Raw genomic sequence first — 25885 nt, 5'->3', positions numbered from 1 at the left:
TTCTTTGGAACTCCTATATTTAAAGGAGTCTTTATATAATTGTGACTAACAATTTAAAACTGTTACTATTTAAATTAGTAGATTGCTCTAAATCCAATTCCACCTCGAACATTATTTCCTTTAGTGTCATATCCAGCATTTACCGTGACACCAAATCTAGTATTGTCTACTCCGATGTTAAGGTCAAACTTACCACTTCCACGTCTGTCGTCTTTTTCGCCTCTTATTCCAAACCAGTCAGCATTTGTATATCTTACTTTTGCCTCATTGTTTACATTTCCAACTTTTCCAAGTTCGTTTTCATAAGCGGCTGTAACTCCAACAGTCAAGTTTGTTCTGACTGCAAGTGGCTGAACATATTTAAATTCTAATCCTGCTTCAGGCTTAACTGAGAAGTAATCATTACCTTTAACTTGAAGTCTCATTTCTCCCGAATCTTCCTTTATGCTGTCAAATCTTCCGTATTCCATCTTCAATGCCCCGTAAGGTCTTAGATGTGTTCTTTCGCTCATTCTTATATCATAGCCTAGTTCATTTTTTAATGCAGCTCCATAAGAATTGTAATTTGATTTTGCCTGGAATATGTCATCAACGACTAAGTATCTACGTTTCATATTGTTAATTCCTGCAAACACATCTCCGCCAATTGTCCACTGCAATGCTCCGTTATAGTCCTTCTTAGGTGACATTGTCTTGAATATTCCAGCTTTTATCATTGTCTGATCTTCTTTTGAACGTCCAATGTCCTTAAACTTGAATCTGTTTGTTACAGCTCCTGCGTACCATCCGCTAGAATTACCCATCTTGATCTTTTCATCTTCATGAACATAAGCTACTCCGTAAGCATTGCTTGTATAGTCAATAATTCCTGCTGTATCAGTATTGTACTCATCTCTTATTCCAAATGCCTTGATCTTGTTGTTTTGTTTAGATGGATTTCTCCAGTCATGTTTCAAGTATCTGAATTCCTTATCAAGCAAGTTTCCAGTTGCATTTATTCTCATTTGAGTATTTCCATATTGATGTCCCATCATTTCATCGAAAGCTTGTTGAAGTAATACTTCTTCATTATTTCCAATTCCGTTTAATTTTGTAAATATTGCACGTTCCCTAGTTCCTAAATTTTCAACTCCATATCTTTGTTCCAGACCATCTGCAAAATTATATGTATCCATATTGTTTACAGGTGTACTTTCTCTTCCAGCCCATTCTGTATACGGAATCTTAGCCATATACAAACTTGTAATTACTCCATTTGAATCCAATGTCGGAGTAGCCATCCATCCTATTGAACCTGAATATACATTCCACTTAATACTTGGATTGTTTAACATTGCTGTTCTGTATGGATTTATTATATTAGGATCATTTACGAGTATATATTTACTATTTGTCGATTCTGCTGCTTCAGATCCAATAATAAGATCTGCTTCACTTGTCAAGTTTTGCAATCCATCTATTGATTTTGTATAATCAACTCCTGATGTATTTACATAAAGACCGATGCTTGATGCTGATACAGATATTGGATTTTTCTTAACTGTATTTATAATTACCGGTGTTTGTGGAACTCCATTTAATGTAATTGTAGCACTTGTTGCTCCTGAAGGCGCATCTATATTTACTCCTCCTATACCTTTTCCTGTAGAAGGTAATTTAAATTCATAGATTGTATCTTCATCCCTTGTGCTTCCATTTACCCTAATTGTTCCATAATTGGCAATTGTTCCACCTTTCAAATAAACTCCAACACCGCTTTTTCCATTTATATCTATAACAGCACCTTTATTATTTATCAATTTTGTATCTTTTCCAAGATATACTCCAACTGTTCTCATATAGTTTCCTGAACCTGTTGTAATTGATTTGTTATTAATCGCAGTTGCACCATTGTCAACATAAATACCAGTAGTATTATTTGCATTCAACACAATATTTCCATCATTTGTCGCAGTACTTCCGTTTCCACTTGCATACATTCCAATACTGTTTTTTCCATTTACATTAATTGTACCTTTATTTACAACATTTCCTGTATCGCTATTTTCATATCCTGCACCCATACCTATTGAATAAAGTTTGTTAACAACATCTGATTCTCCAACTGTAATTGTTGCATTATTTGTTGCAGTTCCGCCTTTGATACTGTAAATTGCCACACTTCCTACACCACTTGATAAATCAATATTTGCATTATTCGTTACAGTTCCAGCTGAATAAATACCATAATTCGTCTTAGCTCCAGCTCCTGAAGTTATACTTGTATTATTTATTACAGTTCCTTTCGTATCATTTGAATAAATGTAAACATTATTATCATTAAGTCCAATATTTGAAATACTTGAAATTATTTTGTTTCCACTTCCTACATTTACAAATCCAAATGAATCTTTTCCAATATTAAATGAAGTCCCATTATTTGTAATTGTCTGTCCACTTCCTACTGTGTAAACACCAACTGCTTCATCAGTTCCAGTAGTAATAGTTCCACCTGTCAAGTTTACATCCTTGCCTTGAGAATAGATTCCAATTGCTGCATTTCCTATCTTTAGATTTCCAGAATTATTTGCACCATATCCATAAATTCCAATTGTATTATTTCCTGAATTTATTGTTCCTGTATTTTCAAGAGTGACAGCATCGTGATCTGTATAAAGTCCTACATTAGGATTCTTAATTGTTGCCGAATCTCCCAATGTTATTATTCCGCTGTTTTTAGCTGTGTAACCTGGTGTTCCTGTAGCATAAATTCCTGTATTTCTATCACCTGTCATAGTAATTTTCCCTGTATTTTCCAATACTGTTCCTGGACTAAGCGTAGCATCTGGCTTATAAGACATTGCAACTGAATCGTTTCCTGATGATTCTATTGTTCCTGAATTTTTTATGGCATGTAACTTAGACCCTTCAGAATATAATCCTGTAGCATTGGAACCTATTGTAATCTTTCCTTTATTTTCAATTATTGAATCTCCAGTTCCATATATTGCCGTTGTTTTATCTCCCATTGTCATAACACCAGTTGCCTGATTATACAGTTCTCCATATTTTCCATAAATCCCTGTAGAACCTGCACCGCTTAAATTAATCGTTCCTTCATTCGATAATGTAACTTTACTTATTGAATACAATTTGCTGTCATTTTCCTGTGCCATTGCAACTTGATTAGCTTTTGTTCCAGTTATAGTCTTCGTATTTGCATTTGTTATTGACGAATTTGAAATTTCAAGCTTATTATATGCATCCGTGCTATTATCCAAGTTTACATCCTGGTTAATTGTAAGTTTACTCAAATATAGCATAAATGTCTTATAGTCGTTCCCATTTATATGAGCTCCTGTTGCACTTGAAATAGTATTTCCTGTTGTATCAGATAAATTCATCCCAACATTTTGAGCTATAAATAATCTTGAATCTTTATTCATATTTAATGTCAAATTTCCCAAAGTTGTATTTTTTCCATCTCCAAAACTATTCTTCGCCCATCCTTCAATATCACTTTTTCCAAAATTTCCACCATTTCCTACATAGTAAAAAGCCGTTCCTCTTTCACTAGCCTTAGTTGCACCTTCAATAGTCGCTGTCATTTTTCCATCTATCGAAACTTTACCTGTACCATCTTCACCAAGATAGAATAATAATGATTTTTTACCAGTTGTCGCAGTCCCTGTTCCTTTTAAAGTAATTTTACCTTTGTCAACATCATAGTTTACTGCTCCCTCATAGGCTTTTACATCATGATCTCCAACTTCAAGTTCAGCTCCTTCTCCAGAGTACAACCCTATTGATTCTGCACCTTTTACATTAACAACCGCTTTAACATTATGAGTTCCATCACTTACAAGTTTTGAATTTTTACTTACTACAATTCCATAAGAACCTTGTTTTTTCTTGTCTGTACCTTCTATATATTCATAAATTCCAGCAGATGTTGCAGCACTTCCACCGTTTACAGTTACTGTACCATTATTTTTTACAGTTACTTCGGCTTTACCAGTTTTATTATCTCCTATAGTCATTCCAGAAATACCATTTCCTGTAACTGTTACATCTCCTCCATATTCTAAAGAAGCCACAGGACTTACTGATGCTGAACCATTAATTAATACTCCTGTTGAACTATCTCCCGATACTGTTATTGCACTATTTTGACCTAATTTACCTTTTGGATTATGCGTAGTTCCTGATAATGTATAACTATTTAAAAATGCTCCAATATTTTTAGTAACTCCATTTCCAGTTATTGTTATTGTTCCATCATTATCAAGTACTCCACCTAAAGTAGACATTCCAATAGCATTTTTTACATCACCATTAGTTATTATCTTACCGCTTGTTCTGTTTGTAGCTGTAGACAATCTTGCCAATTGTCCAATTGCAAACTTACCTTTTAAACTAATTTCACCATTAGCATCGTTTATTACTTCAGCATTTGAACCAACTGTAGTACTTCCTCCATTTCCAGTTCCATAATCAGCTCTCATTGCTATGTTCATAGGTTGATCTGTATCGACTTCATCTATCTCTGAATCTATTTGAATTTTACCTTTATTTGTCATATCTGAGTCTATATTAACAAACATTCCTAATGAGTTTTGTACATTTTCAAGTTTAATAATACCTGCTGACTCATTTATAGCTTTATTTCTATCTAACTTTACCTTTGTTGTAACACTTGTATCTTCCATAAGTGCCATTGCAGCTGAATTATCTGCTTTTGCATTTATATTTTTTCTTAAATTTATTTTTCCTTCATTGATAAATGTTACATCACTTGTGGTAGTTGCAGCTAATTTCATACCATAACTTTCTTTACCACTTAAACTAATTTCTCCTTTATTAGTCATAGGTCTATTAGATGTACGATGTACACTTCCTGCATTTGGAATATATGTATACAACCCTATAGAACGTTCTCCTTTAAAGTCTATAACTCCAGTAGCATCATTTAAGATTTTTCCACCAGCTATAGCATCTTCTTGTATTAATGCAATACCAACTTTATATCCTACATATCCATCTTCATTTCTTTTTACATAATAATCTGTTGTTGGTCCTAATATTTTTAATGAATCATTAACTCCATCACCATCAGTATCTGTATTATACGTCATATTTGCAATCCAAGGATCGTCTTTTTCTTTAATATCCGTTATTTTCCCTTGATTCAACTGTGTTGTCTTATGTCCTTGAGACACTAATGCCAGAGTTAAAATTCCTCCTAAATTTACAGTATATCCACTCGGAATAGTAATTGTATTTGTTCCAGCATCATCTGATTCAATAAATCTTGAACCTCCAACAAAGAAATGTTGATGGTTTTTATCAGGTGTACTATCTGAATTAATAATCGCTCCAAATTCTGTATTATTTCCAAAATTATATGAGTTAAAATAATATTCATTTCCACTATTTCCAGCTGCTGAAGAAGATCCCCAATTAGATTGAGACTTTGGAGTAGTAGTTCCTAATGTAAAATTATTTTTTGTATCTGCATACATTTTAAATGCAAGACCTGCTTGTTGTCGTGGTAGATTATATTGCCCTGTACCTGTTGGCCAAGTATAATGCAATATCGATTGTATATTATGTGCCGCCTGAGTTCCATTATTCAATGTAAATCCTGTTCTTTGATTTTGTCTTGGCTTCCCACTATTACACCCAACATTACAATCTGCTCCTAACACTACCGCAAATGTTGGCGGATTAGGAGTAAACGGATCTTTTGGTATACTTATAACAGGTTTCGGAGGTGTAAATTTGATTGCTTCTGGTAATTCTGGTGTAATTGCTGTCTTTGCTGCTATTGTAATTGCTGATTTGTTGATATTTCTCGGACGTATTCCTGCATTCACTTCAAACGGAATAATCGGCTCTTTAACCCTCTTAAAACTTGCTACTCCAAATCCTTTTGATGATCCTGATGCAAAGTTTGGCTTTCTGTTTCTGTGTAATAGATTGTATTGACCACTATCTGGAGAGATTGATCTTTCGTAAAGATCGTTACTTCTTTCAAAGATTCCTTGATAAGGGTATTTTTCTTCCTTATCTCCATGTCCTTTGTATCTTCCATTCCAGTTACTATAAAATCCGTTAATTCCATATTGCCAACTGCTCCATGGAGATTTTACTACGTGATCTCCCTGTTCCATAAGCTGAATTAGTTCCAGATTTGTTTTTTTCAAAAGTTTGTCATTTTCTCTTCTAGTTTGCTGAACTTTAGTATGCATATCCTTTATTGATGTTGAAATTACCTGTTTCTGACTCTCGATGCTTTTGCTCATTTCTGCAGAAAATAAGTTGTCTCTAATACTTACGACACCTGTAATCAAAAATGTAATCAATGCCGCATTTGTATATCTAAAATCTTTACATCTTTTTGCAAATGATTTTAGATCTTTTTTTAAATTTAATAAATTGCCAGTCATTTTTAATCTCCTTCTCTTTTTTGTTTTATAACTGTTTGTAAAAGTATAAAAATTTGAACTAATACAGCATTTTTAAATTTTTATCTTCATTATTTCCCTTCACTTTTACAAGGAACTTGACTTCTTACAGTTATAAATCTACTGTTATTTAATCTTTATTTCCTTTTACAATTGACTATTTGTTCGACAATCTAAAATCATCAATCTGGAAATTTTTTTCAGAAACAATAATAATCCAAAATACAAAAAAAAATGATTTCTAGGCTAAGTGATGATTATTTTATCTGTATTTAAACTGATCTATATATTTTCTCAAAAAAATAACTTCCTAATTTAATATTATAATACATTCAAAAAAAATTCAAGCATTTTTTTGAGTTTTGTTTGAAAAATAATTATTTATTAATCATTTATTAATATATATGTTTAAAATAACAAAAAAAAATACTCTCTATCTTAATCATAATAATTATAATTTAGAACGAGAGTAAAAATAGTTTATATTTATTAATTTTAATTTAATAAATTGAATATTTTATCATTTAAACAACTAATCAACTAATGCAGGATCAAAGTTTTCAATCCATGGAAGTCCAAACTTGTTTAACGCATCCATAAATGGATCTGGATTCATTTCTTCCACATTAAATACTCCTGGTTTTTTCCATTCTCCAGTAAGCACCATTGCAGCCCCAATCATCGCTGGAACGCCTGTTGTATAGGAAATCGCTTGTGAACTGACTTCCTTATAGCATTCTTGATGGTCACACACATTATAAACATAGTAAGTTTTTTCAACCCCATCTTTTTTACCTCTAAAAATATTTCCGATATTAGTTTTACCTTTTGTTCTAGGCCCAAGCGAAGCTGGATCAGGCAATACTGCCGTCAAAAATTGTAGTGGTACAATTTGCTTTCCTTCAAATTCTATCGGTTCAATCGAAGTCATTCCAACATTTTCTAGCACTTTCAAATGAGTTAGGTAACTTTGTCCAAAAGTCATAAAAAATCTGATTCTTTTAATTCCTTTAATATTTACAGCAAGTGATTCTAATTCTTCATGGTGCAATAAATACATATCTTTTTCACCAATTTGCGGAAAATTATATACTCTTTTAATTTCCATAGGTTCTGTTTCCACCCATTTTCCATCTTCCCAGTAGCTTCCGTTAGCAGTAACTTCCCTAATATTAATTTCAGGATTAAAATTTGTAGCAAATGGATAACCGTGATCCCCAGCATTCGCATCAAGAATATCAATATAATTTATTTCATCAAAATAATGCTTTTGCGCGTAAGCTGAAAACACTCCTGTAACACCTGGATCAAATCCGCTTCCCAAAATAGCCGTAATTCCAGCCTTTTCAAATTTTTCCTTATAAGCCCATTGCCATTTATACTCAAACTTGGCAGTATCCAATGGCTCATAATTCGCTGTATCCAAATAATCAGTCTTAGTCTCCAGACAAGCATCCATAATTGTCAAGTCTTGATATGGCAAAGCTACATTTATCACAATGTCAGGCTTATATTCATTAATCAGTGCCACCAGTTCAGGCACATTATTAGCATCCACCTGTGCAGTCTGAATTTCAATTCTTCCAGCATATTTGCTTTTTTTCAATCCTTTCTTTAATTTTATCACATTTTGCCTTTGTACGACTAGCTATCATAATCGAACTAAACACTTCTGAATTTTGTGCACACTTATGACAAACTACATTTGACACTCCTCCAGCTCCGATTACTAATGCCTTTTTTCCCATTAATTTTCCTCCTCAAATTTACTTTATTTTTTATTTTAAGTATCACCTTTAGTTCTCTTCTTGCTAATATACTCAAACTCATTCAAAATTAAACTGTTAAAAACTATACAAACTTAAAGTTTAAGTAAAATAGTCATAGCTTTTGTATTCGATTTTAAATCAGTTTTACTATGTTTATTAGATATGTTCGATAACCTAAGTTTTTTTATCTATACAAGGGGTCAAGACCCCTTGCTTCAAGATGTTTATTTTATTAAATTCTAAGTTTGTATAGTTATCGAACAGGTCTATTATAGTCTGAACCTCCCACGCCTAAAGTCGCAGGGCTCTAAAATCTTTAAAAATATTTAAAAATTTTCCAAAACCTATAATATTTATTCTGTAAATTATTTTTTTCAATTTTTTTATTTTATTTAAAATTTATTTCAATTCCATTATCATAACTTTTAATCCTTCTTCAGAAGTCATACTTTCCAACATCTTAAATCCAAAATTCTGATAAAATGAAATAATTTTCACTTCATTTTGACATTCAAGCCATATATATTTTACATTTATAAGTTCTTTTATTTTTAAAAAAGATTATATGCAAACGTAAGAAGTTCTCTACCTGATATCAAGTTTTTTACACCATCTGAATAATTTTTACCCAATTGACCTAATAGAAAACTGCTTGTCATCAGGTCACCATTTCTCAATATTGCAGCACTATTTCCTAATTTTTTCTGCTGAGTTTTAGATAAAACCTCAAAATTTTCTTTTGGAATAACCAAACTTCTATTTGCTATTGTAAAATATCCTAAAATTTCATTATTTTTAGAAAATACAATATATGTTGAAGAAATAGAAGATTTTTCAAATTTTATTGCTTTTTCTTGTAAAAAAACTTCTATATCATTTTTTATACCAGAAGTTCTTATACTCTTAAAATTTTTAAGCATTTCAATTATATCAATTTCTTCATACTCATCTAGTAATTTACGTAAATTCTTACTCTCCAATTATTTTTTCTCCCTTTTTCTAAGTTTAAATTTTTTCCCTATTTCTTCAATATTTGCTTCTTTATATTCCAAATCAGGTACTTTATTTACAGTAAAACCTTCTTCTGTCATCTTTATCAATTCTTCAGCCGCTTCCTTGCTTAATTCTAAATTTTTGAAAAAACTTGAAGTTGCCATTTTTATCACCTCAATTTAATTTTTATTGTATACATTTATATTATATCACATCTGATAATTTTTTCAATCTGAATTTTTTAAAATTAGATTAATATTTATATATACCTAGAATTTTAAGATAATCAAATAAAAAAGTTACTATATCTAAAATTATTATATAAATAAAAAAAGAAGAGATAGAATGTTATAAAATTAATAACAATTAATAAAAAATACTCATCTAGCAAATTCACTCGCCATTTGAGTATTTTTCTTTTTCAAAATTTTTTCTATTTTTTCACAATAAAAAGTTTTCCATCACTGCTGTATTCAACAAGAAAAATTTCGCTAAGATCAGTAACATTATATTTTTCCAATTCCTTTATTAGCCAATTGTTATCTTTTCCAATATGCTCTAAATTATCTTCCTGTATATTTCCTTCTGAAACCAATAAATTTGAATAACCATCTTCACCTTTTTGCATGACTATCAATTGTCCATTTGATTCCATGAAAGCATCTTTTATATCTGATATTTGTGAAATTCCCTTTGTTCTCAACTTAGTATAAAAATCAGGAATAGAAAGCGTTGCCTGTGCAAAATTTTCAGTTAACATTTTTCCATCTTTTATTAAATACACAACTTGTCCATCTATAAATTTTTTTACATTTTTATTTGAATTTTTTAGAAAATCTATTGCCGTCATTAAAAGACCCCATATTAAAAGAACTATTAAAAACTGAACTATTGTTATGCTTGGATTATAAATTACTCCACCTATAATTCCTCCAAGAACATAGTTACCTATCTGGTCTTCTGTAGAAGTTGGAGCCAGCTGGCTTCGCCCATTCAAGTTCATAAATACGACCAATGCAATAAATCCAATTGTAAGTTTTATTGCTACAAGAATTATTGAATCCAAAATCACATCATCTCACTTTCCTTAATATTTTCAAAAACCTCTCTATTTTTTAATCAGTTTAATTTCATCCACGTAAGGCACTGTCATCTGTTCAACCAAAATATTATTATCCACCCAATGAATCTGATAAAACTTGTCTTTTATTTTATAAACAGTATGCTCTGTTATTTCTGGAGTATTTATAAATATTTCATTTTCTCCTACTTTAAATTTTTCAGATAATTTTTTAATAACGCTTGCTGAATTTCTATAAACTTTTTCCTGATCATTTTTAGTTCTATAATTTTCATAGTGATACAGCCCAAACAAAAATATAAACGTCAGTCCAAGCATACTAAGCTGCTTATCTCTCAAAGAAATACTTCCTTTAAACCATTTCCAAAATGCAAATACCATAAATGCAATTACAAAAATAATTAAAACAAGCAAAAATTTATCAGTTATAAGTTTTTTATTTTCTAAGTAAATAAAATTATAAAATTCCATAATTTAAATGTATTCTCCTTTCTTATAAGTTATCTTTTATTTTTTTGAATTATTTACAAATTTTGATTTATTATATCATCAAACAAAATATATTTCAATTTTTTTACAAAAAAAGCAATTCATCTCCCACTTATATAAAGCTACGACTTATTGCTATCTTTTTGTTAAAATTCTTTCATTTATTTGACTAGTAAAATGAATAATTTTAATTTAATATGATAATCTTATTATTTAAACAATTCGTTAATTTTCTGAATTGTATAATTCACATCATTTTTTTTAGTAAAATCAACAATGCTTGTTCCCACAATTACTCCATCCGCATATTTTCTCATTGTATTGACATTGTCGTTATTTTTTATTCCAAATCCCAAAGAAACTGGTAAATCTGAAACTTTTCTTATTTCCTTGATAAATGTTTCCAAACGTGGTAAATCAACCTGTTTTGAACCTGTTACTCCTAACGAACCGATTGCATAAATGAAGCCATCTCCTTGGGAAACGATTTTTTTTATTCTATTTCCAGAAGTAACGCTTACAAGCGGAATAAGAGCAATTTCATTTTCCCGTAATTTTTCTGACATTTCAAAGGCTTCCTCATAAGGCAGATCTGGGATGATTAACCCTTTAATATTGGCTTTTTTACACTTTTTAATAAATTCATCAATTCCATAGGCAAATATTAGATTGTAATAAATCAGAAAGATCAAAGGCTTTGAAATATCGTCTTTTATTTCAGTTAGCAAATCAAATACGGTATCAGTAGTAACTCCAGCTTCTGAAGCTAGAAATGATGCATGCGAAATTAATTTTCCATCAGCTAACGGATCTGAATATGGAATACCAACTTCTAGCATATCAAGGGCCGTGTTATCTAAATTTTGTAAAAATTGCTTTGTAAAATCAACACTTGGAAAACCTGCAACAATATAGCCAATATTTACTTTTTCTTTTTCCTTAAAAACATCAATAATTTTTTTACTCATTTTCAAAACCTCCATTTAACTCATAAATTCCATTTTCTCCGCCACTTTCCTTATCTTTTAATACAGAAAAAACAGTATGCATATCCTTATCTCCACGTCCAGAAACGTTTACGACGATAGTTTCTCTTTTGTCTTTAGAAAGTGCAGGACATAATTTTTCAAGATATGCTAAAGCATGTGAACTTTCAATCGCTGGAATAATTCCTTCTTTTCTCGTAACGAGCATTAAGGCCTTCATCGCCTCATCATCGGTAACTGGTGCATAAGTTGCCCTTTTTGTGTCAAACAGATGCGAATGTTCAGGACCTACTCCTGGATAGTCAAGTCCAGCGGAAATTGAATGAACTGGACTTATTTGCCCATATTTATTTTGCAGCACATAAGTTTTCATTCCGTGAATAATTCCAGGTTTTCCAAGTGTCAATGTGGCAGCATGCATATCTGTGTCAATTCCATAACCTCCAGCTTCCACTCCATAAAGTTTAGTTGAATTGTCATTTATAAATGCGCTAAAAATCCCAATTGCATTACTTCCGCCACCAACACATGCAATAACATGGTCAGCATGTTTTCCAAGAGCTTCAAGCTGCGCCTTTGTTTCATAACCAATAATTGACTGAAAATCACGTACAATTGTTGGATATGGATGAGGCCCTACAACTGAACCGATTACATAAAATACAGTTTCTATTTCAGCAACCCAAGACTGAATAGCCGCTGTTGTCGCTTCTTTTAATGTTTTCAGCCCATCTTCAATTGAAATAACTCTTGCACCTAAAAGTTCCATTCTAAACACATTCAGTTTTTGCCGTTCAATATCAACAGCTCCCATATAAACATCACATTCCAAGCCTAACAAAGCAGCGGCAGTCGCAGTCGCAACTCCATGCTGTCCAGCCCCAGTTTCAGCAATTACTTTTTTCTTCCCCATTTTCTTAGCAAGCAAAACCTGCCCAAGCGCATTATTAATTTTATGAGCGCCTGTATGGTTCAAATCCTCTCTTTTCAAGTAAATATCGTGATTATAATATTCACTTAAATTTTTTGCATAATAAAGCGGAGTTTCACGCCCAACATAATTTTTTAACAAATCATCAAATTCCTCAAAAAATTCCTTATCATTCTTCAATTTTTCATACTCTGCTTCCAGTTCCGCCAAAGCGAACATAGCAGTTTCTGGCACAAATTGCCCACCAAATTGCCCAAAATATGCCTTTTCATTAAAATGTTTATTTCCCATATTTCTTTCCTTTCACATTTATTTTTTTAAATTATTATTTTCCCTTTTTTACTAAATTTACAACTTCCTCAACTAATTTTTTATTTTTTTTATTATTAACCTCAACTTTACTGTTTACATCCAAAATCGCAGGCTTGTATTCAAGCGCCTCACAAATATTTTCAGCCGAAAGCCCTCCAGCCAGCACAAATGAATATTCCTCCAAATCCTTCAAAATATCCCAGTCAAAAACAATCCCATTTCCCCCACGATTTTCTCCCTTCGCATCAAACAACGGATATTCAATATACTGCTTATAATCTGCAATATCTGGAAGTTCATCAGTTACTCCAAAAACCTTCCAAAGTTTAGTTTTAGGCGGAAAATTTTTACGCTTTCTAAAGCAGCTTTTCTCATAAAGTTTTCCCAATTTTTTCGTAAGTTCCACACAATATTCCACCGATTCATCCCCATGCAGCTGCACAACATCAATTCCAGTTTCCTCCACAATTTTCACAACATTCTCAATCATCGCATTCACAAACACTCCAACAGTTTTCTTCCCGTGCCTATGCGCAGTCCTAGCAATCTTAGCCGCAAGTTCCATATCTACCTGCCTTGCACTCTTCGCAAAAATACATCCAAAATAATCAATATCCAAAGTTTTTAATTCATTAATTTCAGTAATGCTCCTAATCCCGCAAACCTTCAATTTAGTAGCATTTTCTGTAAAATCATCAGTTGCCACATTATTTTCTTTTTTCTCCAATTTTTTTCCTTCCATAAATCTATTTTTATAACTATTTTACTAATACTATTCCATTTAATACTAAACTCCATTTGAAGAAAAGAAATAATCTCCTATTTACTTTCTGACAAGGGGTCTTGACCCCTTGCTAAACGGAATTATAAAAACTCCATTGCTTTAGTGGGGAATAGTATAAGTATCAAACATTTAATAAATTTTGATTAATTTAAATTAGTTCTATTTTCAAGAAAATTAAATTCCAAAATCATAATTATTTATTTAAATTTTTGAGTTTATTAAATAAGCCCCTTCATAAGTGCCTCTCCAATCAGCAGCCCATCCACATTCAATTTTTCTGCATATTCCACATCCTCTTTTGACAAAAATCCACTTTCACTTACAATAGTCAAATTTTTCAAAACATCTCTTGGAATTTTATTTATCAATTTTTCCGTAGTTCTAATATCAACTTCAAAAGTATTCAAATTTCGGTTATTTATCCCCAAAATCTCCAAATTTGGAATCTTCAAAGCTCTTCTTATTTCCTCTTCATCATGAGTTTCCACCAGAACATCCATTTTCAAATCCTGTGCCAACTTATGAAGTTCCAAAAGCGTCTTATCATCCAACATTCTCACAATCAGCAAAATCGCCGAAGCCCCCAAAAACTTAGCATGAGCCACCTGAAACGGAGTATAAATAAAATCCTTCCTCAAAATCGGCATTTCTGGAAATTTTTCCCTTACAATTTTTATAAAATCATTTTCCCCTTTAAAATATTCCTTTTCCGTCAATATCGAAAAAGATGAAACTCCTTTATCCACATAACTTTGTGCCTGTTTTAACAAATCAAAATCATCTTTCGCAATTTTTCCCTTCGATGGAGAAGCCCTCTTAATTTCCCCAATAATTTGAATTCCTTTTTGATTAAGTGCCTTTTTTAAAGATGGCTGTTTAAAAGACTTTAATTCGTCTTCAAGCTGTATATCTCTTTTAATTTTTATTTTTTCTAAAATATCCATATTTTTCCTTTCAATAAAGTATAATTTTATCAATAAACTTAATAAAAATTCCCAACATGATTACATGTGTAAAAAAAATTATTATTTTTAATTTAATTTTATATTTTTTCCTTTTTTCTTTATCTTTAATTCTATTTATTTTTTCAAGCTTTTTAAAACTGAAGTATATAATTATTATTTTAAATAAAATCCAACTTATAGGAAGATTCCAAAATCTATTTTTAATCGTATTATTAAGGAGATCAGGCAAAATCCATAAAGGATCTACTGGAGCATAAAATAAAAAGATAATTATAGATATTATGTCAGGCGCTATAAAATACCTCAAACATTTTTCTTTATATAAAGTTTTTATCATCATCTAAATCCCACTTCCAAAAAATTATCTCACATAGTTTTCATAAAACTCATAAACCTTCCCACTCTCAATCGCTTCCAAAATCATTTCTTTCGCCTTCGCAGGATGGTCCACTACATTCGCAGTATAAAGCCCAAACATCGCATTTAACACAACTATATCAAATTTTGCCGATTTTTCTTCACCTTTTAATATTCTCTTTAAAATTTCAGAATTTTCTTCTGCAGTTCCACCTTCAATTTCAGAATGAAAAGCTCTTTTAAATCCAAAACTTTCAGGAGAAATTGTATATTCAAGAATTTGATCTCCTTTTACTTCGATAATTTTTGTATCGTCGCAAATTGTAATTTCATCAAGTCCATCATTTCCACGAACAACCAACGCATGCTCTCTTCCCAATAATTGCAATGTTTCAGCATACAATCTGTGAACAGGTTCATGGTAAAGTCCAACTAACTGATATTTCAACTTTGTATTTGGATGAAGAAGCGGTCCTAAAATGTTAAAGACAGTTCTTATTCCAAGACGGCTTCTAACTTCTCGTACTTCTCCAACTAATTTATGAAAAAATGGAGCATGGAAAAAGGCAAGATTTTTTTTGTGCAGCTTTTCAATTTGGGTTGCAAGTGATTTTTCAAGTGGTACTCCTAATTTATCAAGTACATCGCTACTTCCACTTTTGCTGGAAATTGCACGGTTTCCATGTTTTGCGACAGTTACTCCCATTGCTCCCAGAATAAATGCGACAGCTGTTGAAATATTTATTGTTTTGAATCCATCACCACCAGTTCCGCAGACATCAATCATTGGAGTTTCATCTTCAAAAGTTGTGCTGTATTCTAAAATATTATTTACAAAAGCAGTTAATGATTCTGGATAAAGGCTTTTTTCTGAAATTAGCACAAGCAATGCTCCAAGCTGTACAATATCATAACTTTTATCATCAATAATTTTACAGATTTCTCTAAAATCAGTATCTGTCAATGCAATATTTTCCTGTAATTTTTTCAAATATTTATCCATGTTTTCAAAGTTTCCTTTCTTTTTACTATTTTCAAAATTTTTATTGTTTTGCAAATTTTCTGAAACTTCAATATTTAAAAAGTTTCGTATCATATTTTTTCCATATTCTGTAAAAAATGATTCTGGATGAAACTGTATTCCAAAAATATTTTTACTTTTGTGTTCCACAGCCATTGCAACCCCATCTTCAGACCTTGCCGTAACTTCAAGCTCTTCTGGAATATTGTCAACATAAAGCGAATGATACCTCATGACTTTAAATTTTTTTGGCAAGTTTTTAAATAACACAGAATTTTCCGATAAAACTGTAATTTCTGAAGTCTTACCATGCAACGGATTTTCAAGCCTTCTTATTTCTCCACCAAAATTCATCCCAATTGCCTGATGCCCAAGGCAAATCCCCAAAATTGGAATATTCCCCAGTTCATCAATATTATTTAAAATTTCAAGGCAAATTCCGCTATCTTTCGGATGTTTTGGACCTGGAGAAAAGATTATTTTATCAGGATTCATTTTTTTTATATCATCAATCGTAATTGCATCATTTCTCACAGTAATTACTTCATCATCAGTCATTTCCTTCAAATACTGCTCAACATTAAAAACAAACGAGTCGTAATTGTCAATCATTAAAATCATTTATTTCACATCCTTCCCTTTTTCATTTTTCTTTTCCTTATTTTTAACCTTTTCAATTTCTTTTTCTTCTTTACAAAATTTCTTAAAAATATTCAGTACAGATGCTCTTTTATGGCAAATTTCATCATATTCCTTTTCCTTTACCGAATCAAACACAATTCCAGCCCCAGCCTGAATAAATACATTCCTAACCTTGTCAACCTCATTCAAGTCATAATTCTTATTTTCAAAAAATGCAGTTCTAATAATAATCGCAAGCTGAACATCCTCATTAAATCTTAAAAATCCGATTCCTCCCGCATAAACATTTCTCTTAAATACTTCTAATTCTGAAATAATCTGCATAGCACGAATCTTGGGCGATCCAGAAAGTGTTCCCGCTGGAAGAGCTTGAGCAATAACTTCAAATATCGACACATCTTTTCGCTTTTTCCCATAAACATCAGTCACAATGTGCATTACATGCTCATAATTCTTAATATGCATAAGATTTTTCACAACAACTGAGCCACTTTCAGCAAATTTTCCAATATCATTTCGAGCCAAATCAACAAGCATCCTATGTTCAGCACATTCCTTTTCATCATTTAACAAATCATTTGCTAAAAATACATCTTCATTGGCATCTTTCCCCCTTGGGCGAGTTCCAGCAATAGGAGCAATATAAATATTATCTGATGAAATATCAACTAATATTTCAGGGCTTGAACCAACAATATCTCCATATTTTGTAGGAAAATGATACATATACGGACTAGGATTAGCCTTTGACAATTTTTCATAAAAATCAAGAGAATCCATATTTGTCGCAAGTTTCAACTGTTCACTTAGCACAACCTGAAAAATATCCCCAGCCTTGATATATTCCTTCGCTTTTTCAAGAATGCCGTAAAAATGTGATCTTTCCTCATCAAAATCTGTTTTTATATCATAAAGCAATTCACTATTTTCAGTTCTTTTCTCAATTTCATCATTCAAAAAATCAAAATATTTTTTTTCATCCCCATAAAATGAATATTCCTTGCTAGTCTTTGAATAATGCAAATAAGCCTTCGCATTGGCAAAAATAAACTGCGGAAACTTAAACTGCTCCTTTTCTATTTTTTCAATCTTCTCAAAAAAATGTATCGACTCATAGGCAAATGTCCCAAATAGCCCTGCAAACGGAGCAACCTTTTTTTGCTTCACAAAAGAATTATAAATTTTCTTCAAGGAATTATAGCTATATTCATTAGAATCAAAATATTCACAGTCAATCCCAATAATAACTTGCCGTTCATCTTCAGCAAAGTAAGAATTATTAAACTTTTGTCTGATAATTGAATAGTAATAAGTAGGTTTGTTTATCAACATAAAATATCTCACTTTCTTTAATTTTTTCTTTTTTTCGCTTTTCCCAAAATCTGTTGAAATTTATAAAAAAATTCTCTCAAATCGTTTTACCGACTAAGAGAACTGAATAAAATAAAAGCATTGATCTATACTTCACCAATGCTTTTCTCATAATATTTATAATCATAATTACAATAAATCTCAACACAGCTGGCAAAAAAATATTAAATTGTATTTAATCTTTTCCACCATATCCAACTTTGTCTAATCATTGTAATCACTCCTTAAAATTTGTCTAGTATCTTAATTTATAGTTATTATACTATAAAAAATTTATTTTGTAAAATATATTTTATTAATTTAATCATAAATTTGATTAATCATTAATCAGCATTTATTAAATCAATAAAAACATAAATATGACATGATTTGTTGCAAACTTTAAATTAATCTAAAAGAAAAAAATTATACTAAAGTAATTTTAATGCTTGATCTAATACTTTTGCCCCATTCATCATTCCATAGTCAACCATATTAATTACATCAATATTAATATTATTTTCTTCAGCAATTTTTTTAGCTTCTGTCAAAGCATATTTAACTTGTGGCCCTAATAAGACTACATCAGCTTTTGCAAATTCTTCTTTTGCTCTATCAAGCGGCTCTGCCCAAATTTTAACTTCAATTCCTCTTTTTTCAGCTTCCGACTTCATTTTGTTTATTAATAGACTCGTAGACATCCCTGCTGCACAACATAATAAGATTTTTTTCATTTTAATCATCCCTTCTTTTCTCCCGAATTTTTTATTATTTATAATTTATTACTTTGCTAATCAGTAAACTTAACTTTTACATTTATAGTATACCATTAAAACTTAAGAAGTCAACTTTTATCAAGAAAATTATTACTATTATTTTTATTTTTTTTGCAAAGATAATATCTTTACATTTTTTTCATTATTAAAAATTGACATAGTGAAAAACGTGTGTTATAACAATATTAAAAAGAGATTTCTAATATAGAATTTTGATAAATACAAAAAATAAAAAATGGGAGGAATTACTATGGCTGAAGAAGTTTTGGATATTGAAATGATTGCTATGACACTGATTGGACATGCTGGGGAAACTAAAAGTCTAGCTTATCATGCTATGAATGCCGCAAAAGAAGGAAAATTTGATGAAGCACAGGAACTTATGAGACAGTCAACTGAGGAAATGCTAAAGGCTCACGAATTACAGACAGATCTTATTGTTAGGGAAGCCGGGGGAGAAAAACTTAATGTTGGCTTAATTATGGTTCATTCTCAAGATCATTTGATGACAGCGATTTTATTTAAGGAATTGGCAAAGGAATTTATTGAGGTTTATAAAAGACTGGAACAAAAGGCAGACAAAAAATAGTTTATAGAAATTAATAAATTGATCGACCTATTTTGAGTTTTTTAAATTTAAAATAGGTTTTTTATTTATTTTAATTCTAAAATCAATTTTTAAATTTTTTAAAAATATGTTATAATATTCATAAGTTTAAAAAAATTAGGAGGAAAAATAAATGTCTGAGGGCAGTTTATTATTACAAATTGTAATAATAATAATTTTAACGGGAATTAACGCTTTCTTTTCCAGTGCGGAAATGGCGATTGTTTCGTTAAATAAAAATAAATTAAAAATATTAATTGAAGATGGAAATAAAAAGGCAATTTTGCTTGATAATCTACTAAAAGAGCCAAGTAAATTTTTATCTACTATTCAAGTTGGAATTACTCTGGCTAGTTTCTTTGCATCAGCATCAGCGGCAACTGGACTTTCACAATTTCTTTCAGAGGCTCTAAAACCTTTGAAAATTCCATATAGCAGCCAGATTTCAATGATTTTGATAACTTTTATATTATCTTATGTTACACTTGTCTTTGGAGAACTGATTCCAAAAAGAATCGCACTTAGAAATTCAGAAAACATAGCTTTATCATCAGTTGGAGTTATTGTCTTTATTTCAACAATATTCTCTCCTTTTGTAAAATTTTTGACATTTTCTACAAATTTGGTACTTACAATTTTGAGAATGAGAGAAGATAATATTGAAGAGAAAGTTTCAAAGGAGGAACTGCGTTCACTTGTGGAAGTTGGGAAGGAACATGGAGTTATTAATGAAACTGAACAGGAAATGATTGAAAATATCATTGAATTTGATGAAAAGATTGCACGGGAAATAATGATTCCAAGAACAAAAGTATTTTTAATTGACAAAAATATTTCAATTCATGAACTTTTTGAAAATAAGGAAATTGAAAAATATTCACGTATTCCAGTTTATGAAAATGAAGCAGATAATATTATTGGAATTCTGATGGTTAAAGATTTGATGATAGAAGCCTATAAAAAAGGATTCGACAATATAAAAATATCTGACTTGGTTCAAGAGGCATACTTTGTTCCTGAAACAAAAAATGTAAATGAACTTTTTAATGAAATGCAGCTTGAAAAAAAACATATTACAATATTAATTGATGAATATGGCGGATTCTCAGGAATTGTAACACTTGAAGACTTAATTGAGGAAGTTATGGGAAATATTGATGATGAATTTGATGACGAAGACTTGTCAATTCATCAAATTTCAAAAAATAAATATCTAGTCAATGGTGATGTTTCATTATATAACTTAAATGACAACTTTCACTTTGAACTTGAATCTAAATATTATGATACCTTAAGCGGTATTTTGATTGAAAATCTGGGATATATTCCAGAAGATAATGAAAATATCGAACCAATTACAATTAATGGCGTTATATTCAAACCTCAAAGAGTAAGAAATAAAAAAATCGAGAAAGTTGTTATGACATTTGACAAGGAAAAATTGGAAGAAGAAAAAATGAAAAACAAAGAAAACGAAGAAGATTAAACGATTAAACTAAAACAAAATAAACATTGTAAAAAGGGGGCAAAACCCCTTATTAAAATAAAAAATAAATAAAAATAGAAATGGAGTTGATTAATCAAGATGAGTACATCTAATATTCATGAAACAAGCGGACTTAAACGACTTTTCCCGCTTTTAACAAATGAAAATGTCAATATGAAAAAGGAAATTATGGCAGGAATTACAACATTTCTTACAATGGCATACATAATCGCCGTAAATCCAAATATTTTATCAAAAACTGGAATGAATGCAGGCGCATTAGTTACAGCAACTTGCTTTTCAGCCGCACTAGGATGTTTTCTTATGGGACTTATTGCAAACTTGCCTTTTGCTCTTGCTTCTGGTATGGGATTAAATGCATTCTTTGCATTTACAGTTGTATTAAAGGGCGGAATTAGCTGGCAAACTGCCTTAACTGCCGTATTTTGTGAAGGTATTATATTTATTGTTTTGACACTTTTTAAAATACGTGAAGCTGTGGTAAATTCTATTCCAGAAAATATGAAGCATGCTGTTACTGGTGGAATTGGAGTATTTATCGCATTTGTAGGATTTTCAGGAAGCGGACTTGTTGTTTTGAATGAATCTACAAAAGTAAGCATGGGACATTTTTCTCCAGCCGTTATAATTTCATTCATCGGACTAATTTTAATATCTATTTTAGATAAAAAAAATGTACGTGGTTCAATTCTTTATGGAATTGTTTTAAGTTCTTTGCTAGCTTGGGGATATGCTCTTTTAAATCCTGCACATGCAAAGGAATTGGGAATTTATTTACCATCCGGTATTTTTAAATATGAGTCAATGATGCCTGTTATGGGAAAATTGGACTTTTCATTATTTACAGATTTTAAAATGTTTGGAAATTTATTTGTCATAATTTGTACATTCCTATTTGTAGACTTTTTTGATACTGTTGGAACATTAGTAGGAGTATGCTCAAAAGCAGATATGCTAGATGAAAACGGAAATGTACCAAATGTAGGACGTGCCCTAATGGCAGATGCAATAGCAACTACAGCTGGCGCAGCACTTGGAGTTTCAACAGTTACAACTTATGTGGAAAGCTCAACAGGAGTTATCGCAGGTGGAAGAACTGGATGGACAGCCATCACAACAGGAGTTTTATTCCTAATATCAATGTTTTTCTCACCAATATTTATTTCAATACCAGGATGTGCCACAGCTCCAGCCTTAATTTACGTTGGTTATTTAATGCTAAGTTCAGTTAAAAACATAGATTTGCATGATGTCTTGGAAGGTGTTCCATCATTTATCACAATCACTACAATGGCTTTAACTTATAGCATCGGAGACGGATTAACATTAGGAATTTTATCCTACGTATTAATAAATTTATTTTACAATTTATTTTCAAAAAAAGAAGACAGAAGACCTGTTTCTTGGGTAATGATCATTTTAGGAGCACTATTTATAGTTAAATTACTATTTATGTCGTAAGCTAAATTTATTTAAAAAAATATGATTTCTCGTACATTAATTTGTATTTGAAATCATATTTTTTATTATATTTAAATTCCTTAATAACTTTAAAGAAAATTTATTTTTTTAAAAAGTAACTCCTCTTCTAAATTTTCCTTCATATTCAATTGGCTCTGTTCCCGCCTTAAACAATGCTGTTCGTTTATTTACACCATCTCTGTCAAGAAGTCCAATTTGCAAGTCAATATCTCTTGTTGTCAAATCTTTTCTCATAATATAATCATCTATAAACTCAAAAACTCCAACATTGTAATTTGGTAAATCAACTACCGCCTGCATATAATTCTTCCAGATTGGCGCAGCTGCAGCTCCTCCTGTCATTCCAGGCCCCATTGACTTATTGTCATCATTTCCAACATAAACTACTGTCGCAAGAGTTGGCGTATATCCTGTAAACCAAGCTGAAACATAATCTGAAGTTGTTCCTGTTTTTCCAGCCATTGGAATCAATTTACCATCTTTAAATACTTTAGCTGGCTGACCAGTTCCATAATTTACGGCATTTTCAAGCATATAAGTTAATATTGCCACATCTTTTGAATCATATACTTTCTTCATTTTAGGTTTAGCTTCATAAATAACTTCACCATATTTATTTTCAATTTTATAAATATATTGAGGCTGTACCTGATATCCTCCATTTGCAAGCGCCGCATAAAACATTGCCATATCCACTGGTCTTGTGGAAATCGAACCAAGTGCCAATGTGTAGTTTTTAGGAAAATCTCCACCGACAATTCCAGCATTGCGCCAAACCTTTTCAGCAGCATCAATTCCCACATATTGCAATAATTTTACTGGTATTACATTATTTGAAATTTCCAGAGCTTTAGCAAGTGTCATGCTGTCCCTGTAGACTCCATCATAGTTTTTCGGACTCCAGTTTCCAATTTTTACTGGAGAATCTTCCATAACACTATTCATCGCCATTTTCTTTTGCAATGCAGCAAGATAAACTACTGGCTTAAATGACGATCCAGGCTGTCTTAATGAACTTATTGCACGGTTAAAGTTCCCTTTTTTATAATTTTTCCCCCCAACCATCGCTTTTACAAATCCATTGCTTGGATCAATTGAAAATAAAGCGCCATTTAAATCTGCACGGCTTTTTAAGTTATAGTTATTATTAAATGCCGTATAAGCTGCTCTTTGTAAATCCAAATCAACTGTTGCATAAATTTTGTAACCATCAAATAAGAATTTTTGATCTTCTTCAGGTATTTTCAATATTTTTCTTACTTCACTTAAAACAACTGTCGTAAATTCAGGCGCAACATTTGAAGTTGAAATTTGTTCTTCTTCATTACGGCTTTTTATATTTCCGTTTACAAATTTAATTTTTTCATTAATCGCTTCATTATACTCTTCATCTGTTATAAATCCATAATTTTTCATTTGACTAAGAACAAGTCTTTCTCTTCCCAATGCATTTTCTATCTTTGAATATTTTGTCGGCGACTTTGGAAGACTGGCTAAAATAGCCGCTTGTGCAATAGTCAACTGTTTTGGCTGCTTATTAAAATATTTTATTGCAGCATTTTTTATCCCATAAGCTCCCTGCCCAAAATAAATCGTATTCAAATAATTTTCCAGAATTTCATCTTTCGTATATTTTCTTTCAATTTCCACCGCCAAAATTGCTTCCTTAATTTTTCTTGTTATCGTTTGTTCAGGCGATAAAAAGGCATTTTTCGCAAGCTGCTGCGTAATTGTACTTCCACCTTCAATCCGTCTTCCTGTAAGTGTTAAAAAAGCCGCTTTTGCTGTTCTGATAAAATCAAATCCATGATGTGTTCTAAACTTTCTATCTTCTATCGCCAAAAATGCATTTTGAACATAGGGAGGAATCTCTCCTATCCCTATCGGCGCACGATTTTGAACCATTATTGTATCAATTTGATTTCCATTTATATCATAAATTACCGAAGGCGACACAGGAGCATAACCATCTATCAAATCAACAGGCGTTTCCTTGCTCACTGTATACACCAAATATGCTCCAGCTCCAATTCCAATCACAAACAGAAATAAAAAAACTTTGAAAAAAAACGAGAGTAAACTGAATTTTTTCCTAGGTTTTTCCACTTTTACTTTTTTATTATTCTTTTTCATTACTACCTCTTTTCGTAACTGCTACAATATTTATTTAAATTTTTTTATTTTTTCAAAAATCTTCAACTAAATTGCTCTAACATCCTTTTCTCAATTTACCTAAACATTTTGAGAAGAATCCATCTGTTTTTTTGCCTTCAGCTGTCCACAAGCCGCCGCAATATCTTGCCCTTTAGTTTCACGCAATGTTACATTAACATTTTTATCTTTTAATAATTTATAAAATTCCCTTTGTTTTTGTTTTGAAGGAGTTTTATACGGCTTTCCTCCAACAGGATTATACGGAATCAAATTAACAAGGCACGAGAACGAATTTAAAAATCCATCCAATTCTCTCGCATCCTCAGGCTCACAGTTCAAGTCATCAATCAAGATATACTCAAACGTAATCCGATTCTTAGTTTTCTTTTGATAATCTAAAAGCGCCTCCTTTAACTGCTTCACTCCCCATCTTTTATTAATCGGCATAATTTCACTTCTCACATCATCCCTTACCGAATGTAACGAAATCGCCAGATTTATCTGATTTTCATTTTCCGTAAATCTTTTTATCCCATTTACAATTCCACTTGTAGAAATTGTAAAATTCCTCTTTGAAAAATTTTGCCCTTTTGGAGAATTTAACATATTAATAGATCCAAGAACCGCATCATAATTTAAAAATGGCTCTCCCATTCCCATATAAACCACATTTCCCAATTTTTCTCCACGTTTCATAAGATGCTTCTGAACATAATAATACTGCAGCAAAATCTCTGAAATTGACAAATTTCTTTCATAAGTCATTGTCGCTGTCGCACAAAAGTCGCACCCAATAAGACACCCAATCTGCGATGAAACACAAAGCGTATGCCGATTTTTATGGGAAATAAGCACACTTTCAATCAGCCTTTTATCCTTCAGTTCAAACAAAAATTTCTCAGTATCCCCATCTTCTGAAACCTGATGTGTCTTAAACTCAAGTTTTGCCACATAAAATTTCTCTTTAAGAATCTCCCTGTCTTTCTTTGAAATATTAGAAAATTCATCAAAATCAAACACCAATTTATTATGCAGCCAATCAAATACCTGACTGGCATTAAACTTCTTCAGCCCAATCCCAATAAATTTTTCCTGCAAACTTTCCAAATCCATCCCTAAAATATCAATTTTTTCAATTGTATCTATATTTTTCACATTTTCATCTATCATTTCACTATTACTTCTCTCCATATTTTATATTCTTTTCAATTTCCTCCTTTTATTTTTTCAGTT

The 25885-nt window shown here is 31.2% G+C and carries 18 protein-coding genes and 1 pseudogene; 3 read left to right on the top strand and 16 right to left on the bottom strand.

Features of this window, described 5'->3' with window-relative positions:
- Positions 1-74: 74 nt before the first annotated feature.
- The 14 genes and pseudogenes from HW276_RS04765 to HW276_RS04700 form a co-directional block, all read right to left on the bottom strand.
- Positions 75-6428, bottom strand: coding sequence for an autotransporter-associated N-terminal domain-containing protein (locus HW276_RS04765; RefSeq protein ID WP_178937609.1), 6354 nt, complete (start codon positions 6426-6428; stop codon positions 75-77).
- Positions 6429-6978: 550 nt separating this feature from the next.
- A pseudogene (locus HW276_RS04760) lies at positions 6979-8194 on the bottom strand (saccharopine dehydrogenase family protein).
- Positions 8195-8766: 572 nt separating this feature from the next.
- Positions 8767-9195 carry a GNAT family N-acetyltransferase gene (locus HW276_RS04755; RefSeq protein ID WP_255460326.1) on the bottom strand — a complete coding sequence of 143 codons (429 nt, stop codon included), beginning with the start codon at positions 9193-9195 and terminating at the stop codon, positions 8767-8769.
- Positions 9196-9372, bottom strand: coding sequence for a hypothetical protein (locus HW276_RS04750; protein WP_172617435.1), 177 nt, complete (start codon positions 9370-9372; stop codon positions 9196-9198).
- A 269-nt stretch (positions 9373-9641) separates the two neighbouring features.
- Positions 9642-10280, bottom strand: a complete 639-nt coding sequence (locus HW276_RS04745; protein ID WP_370464626.1) for a DUF421 domain-containing protein — start codon at positions 10278-10280, stop codon at positions 9642-9644.
- 36 nt (positions 10281-10316) lie between these two features.
- Positions 10317-10760 (bottom strand): DUF3290 family protein, encoded by a 444-nt coding sequence (locus tag HW276_RS04740; protein WP_178937607.1) that lies wholly within the window; start codon positions 10758-10760, stop codon positions 10317-10319.
- Positions 10761-10987: 227 nt separating this feature from the next.
- Positions 10988-11746, bottom strand: a complete 759-nt coding sequence (trpA, locus tag HW276_RS04735; RefSeq protein ID WP_178937606.1) for a tryptophan synthase subunit alpha — start codon at positions 11744-11746, stop codon at positions 10988-10990.
- The gene (gene trpB / locus HW276_RS04730) at positions 11739-12986 is read right to left on the bottom strand and encodes a tryptophan synthase subunit beta (protein ID WP_021746293.1); all 1248 of its coding nucleotides are present in this window, start codon (positions 12984-12986) and stop codon (positions 11739-11741) included. The genes trpA and trpB overlap by 8 nt, the downstream gene beginning before the upstream one ends.
- 34 nt (positions 12987-13020) lie before the next feature.
- Complete coding sequence (locus tag HW276_RS04725; RefSeq protein ID WP_178937605.1) at positions 13021-13749, bottom strand: phosphoribosylanthranilate isomerase; 729 nt, start codon at positions 13747-13749, stop codon at positions 13021-13023.
- Between the two features lie 260 nt (positions 13750-14009).
- Positions 14010-14735, bottom strand: a complete 726-nt coding sequence (locus tag HW276_RS04720; RefSeq protein ID WP_178937604.1) for an indole-3-glycerol-phosphate synthase — start codon at positions 14733-14735, stop codon at positions 14010-14012.
- 10 nt (positions 14736-14745) lie between these two features.
- The gene (locus HW276_RS04715; RefSeq protein ID WP_255460325.1) at positions 14746-15096 is read right to left on the bottom strand and encodes a hypothetical protein; all 351 of its coding nucleotides are present in this window, start codon (positions 15094-15096) and stop codon (positions 14746-14748) included.
- Between the two features lie 21 nt (positions 15097-15117).
- Complete coding sequence (gene trpD / locus HW276_RS04710) at positions 15118-16755, bottom strand: anthranilate phosphoribosyltransferase (RefSeq protein ID WP_178937603.1); 1638 nt, start codon at positions 16753-16755, stop codon at positions 15118-15120.
- Complete coding sequence (locus tag HW276_RS04705) at positions 16756-18108, bottom strand: anthranilate synthase component I family protein (RefSeq protein ID WP_178937602.1); 1353 nt, start codon at positions 18106-18108, stop codon at positions 16756-16758. It abuts the gene before it with no gap.
- A gap of 449 nt (positions 18109-18557) precedes the next feature.
- On the bottom strand, positions 18558-18860 hold the full coding sequence (locus tag HW276_RS04700; RefSeq protein ID WP_147004560.1) for a PTS sugar transporter subunit IIB: 303 nt from the start codon (positions 18858-18860) through the stop codon (positions 18558-18560).
- 292 nt (positions 18861-19152) lie between these two features.
- On the opposite strand from HW276_RS04700, the gene HW276_RS04695 reads away from it, so the two are divergent.
- The 3 genes from HW276_RS04695 to HW276_RS04685 all read left to right on the top strand — a co-directional run bounded on the left by HW276_RS04695 (position 19153) and on the right by HW276_RS04685 (position 22477).
- Positions 19153-19491, top strand: coding sequence for a PTS lactose/cellobiose transporter subunit IIA (locus HW276_RS04695; protein WP_178937601.1), 339 nt, complete (start codon positions 19153-19155; stop codon positions 19489-19491).
- Between the two features lie 151 nt (positions 19492-19642).
- Entirely contained in the window at positions 19643-20995 is a 1353-nt protein-coding gene (locus HW276_RS04690; RefSeq protein WP_178937600.1) for a hemolysin family protein, read from the top strand.
- Positions 20996-21094: 99 nt separating this feature from the next.
- Complete coding sequence (locus HW276_RS04685; RefSeq protein WP_147003395.1) at positions 21095-22477, top strand: NCS2 family permease; 1383 nt, start codon at positions 21095-21097, stop codon at positions 22475-22477.
- Positions 22478-22585: 108 nt separating this feature from the next.
- Here HW276_RS04685 and HW276_RS04680 read toward each other — a convergent pair whose 3' ends face one another.
- A complete protein-coding gene (locus HW276_RS04680; protein WP_178937599.1) occupies positions 22586-24631 on the bottom strand; it encodes a transglycosylase domain-containing protein in 2046 nt (681 codons plus the stop codon).
- Between the two features lie 99 nt (positions 24632-24730).
- On the bottom strand, positions 24731-25843 hold the full coding sequence (gene rlmN / locus HW276_RS04675; protein WP_178937598.1) for a 23S rRNA (adenine(2503)-C(2))-methyltransferase RlmN: 1113 nt from the start codon (positions 25841-25843) through the stop codon (positions 24731-24733).
- Positions 25844-25885 lie beyond the last annotated feature (42 nt).

This window comes from Leptotrichia sp. oral taxon 417, assembly GCF_013394865.1.
GTDB classification, from domain to species: domain Bacteria; phylum Fusobacteriota; class Fusobacteriia; order Fusobacteriales; family Leptotrichiaceae; genus Leptotrichia; species Leptotrichia wadei_A.
This window is presented reverse-complemented; position numbering and strand designations above follow the sequence as displayed.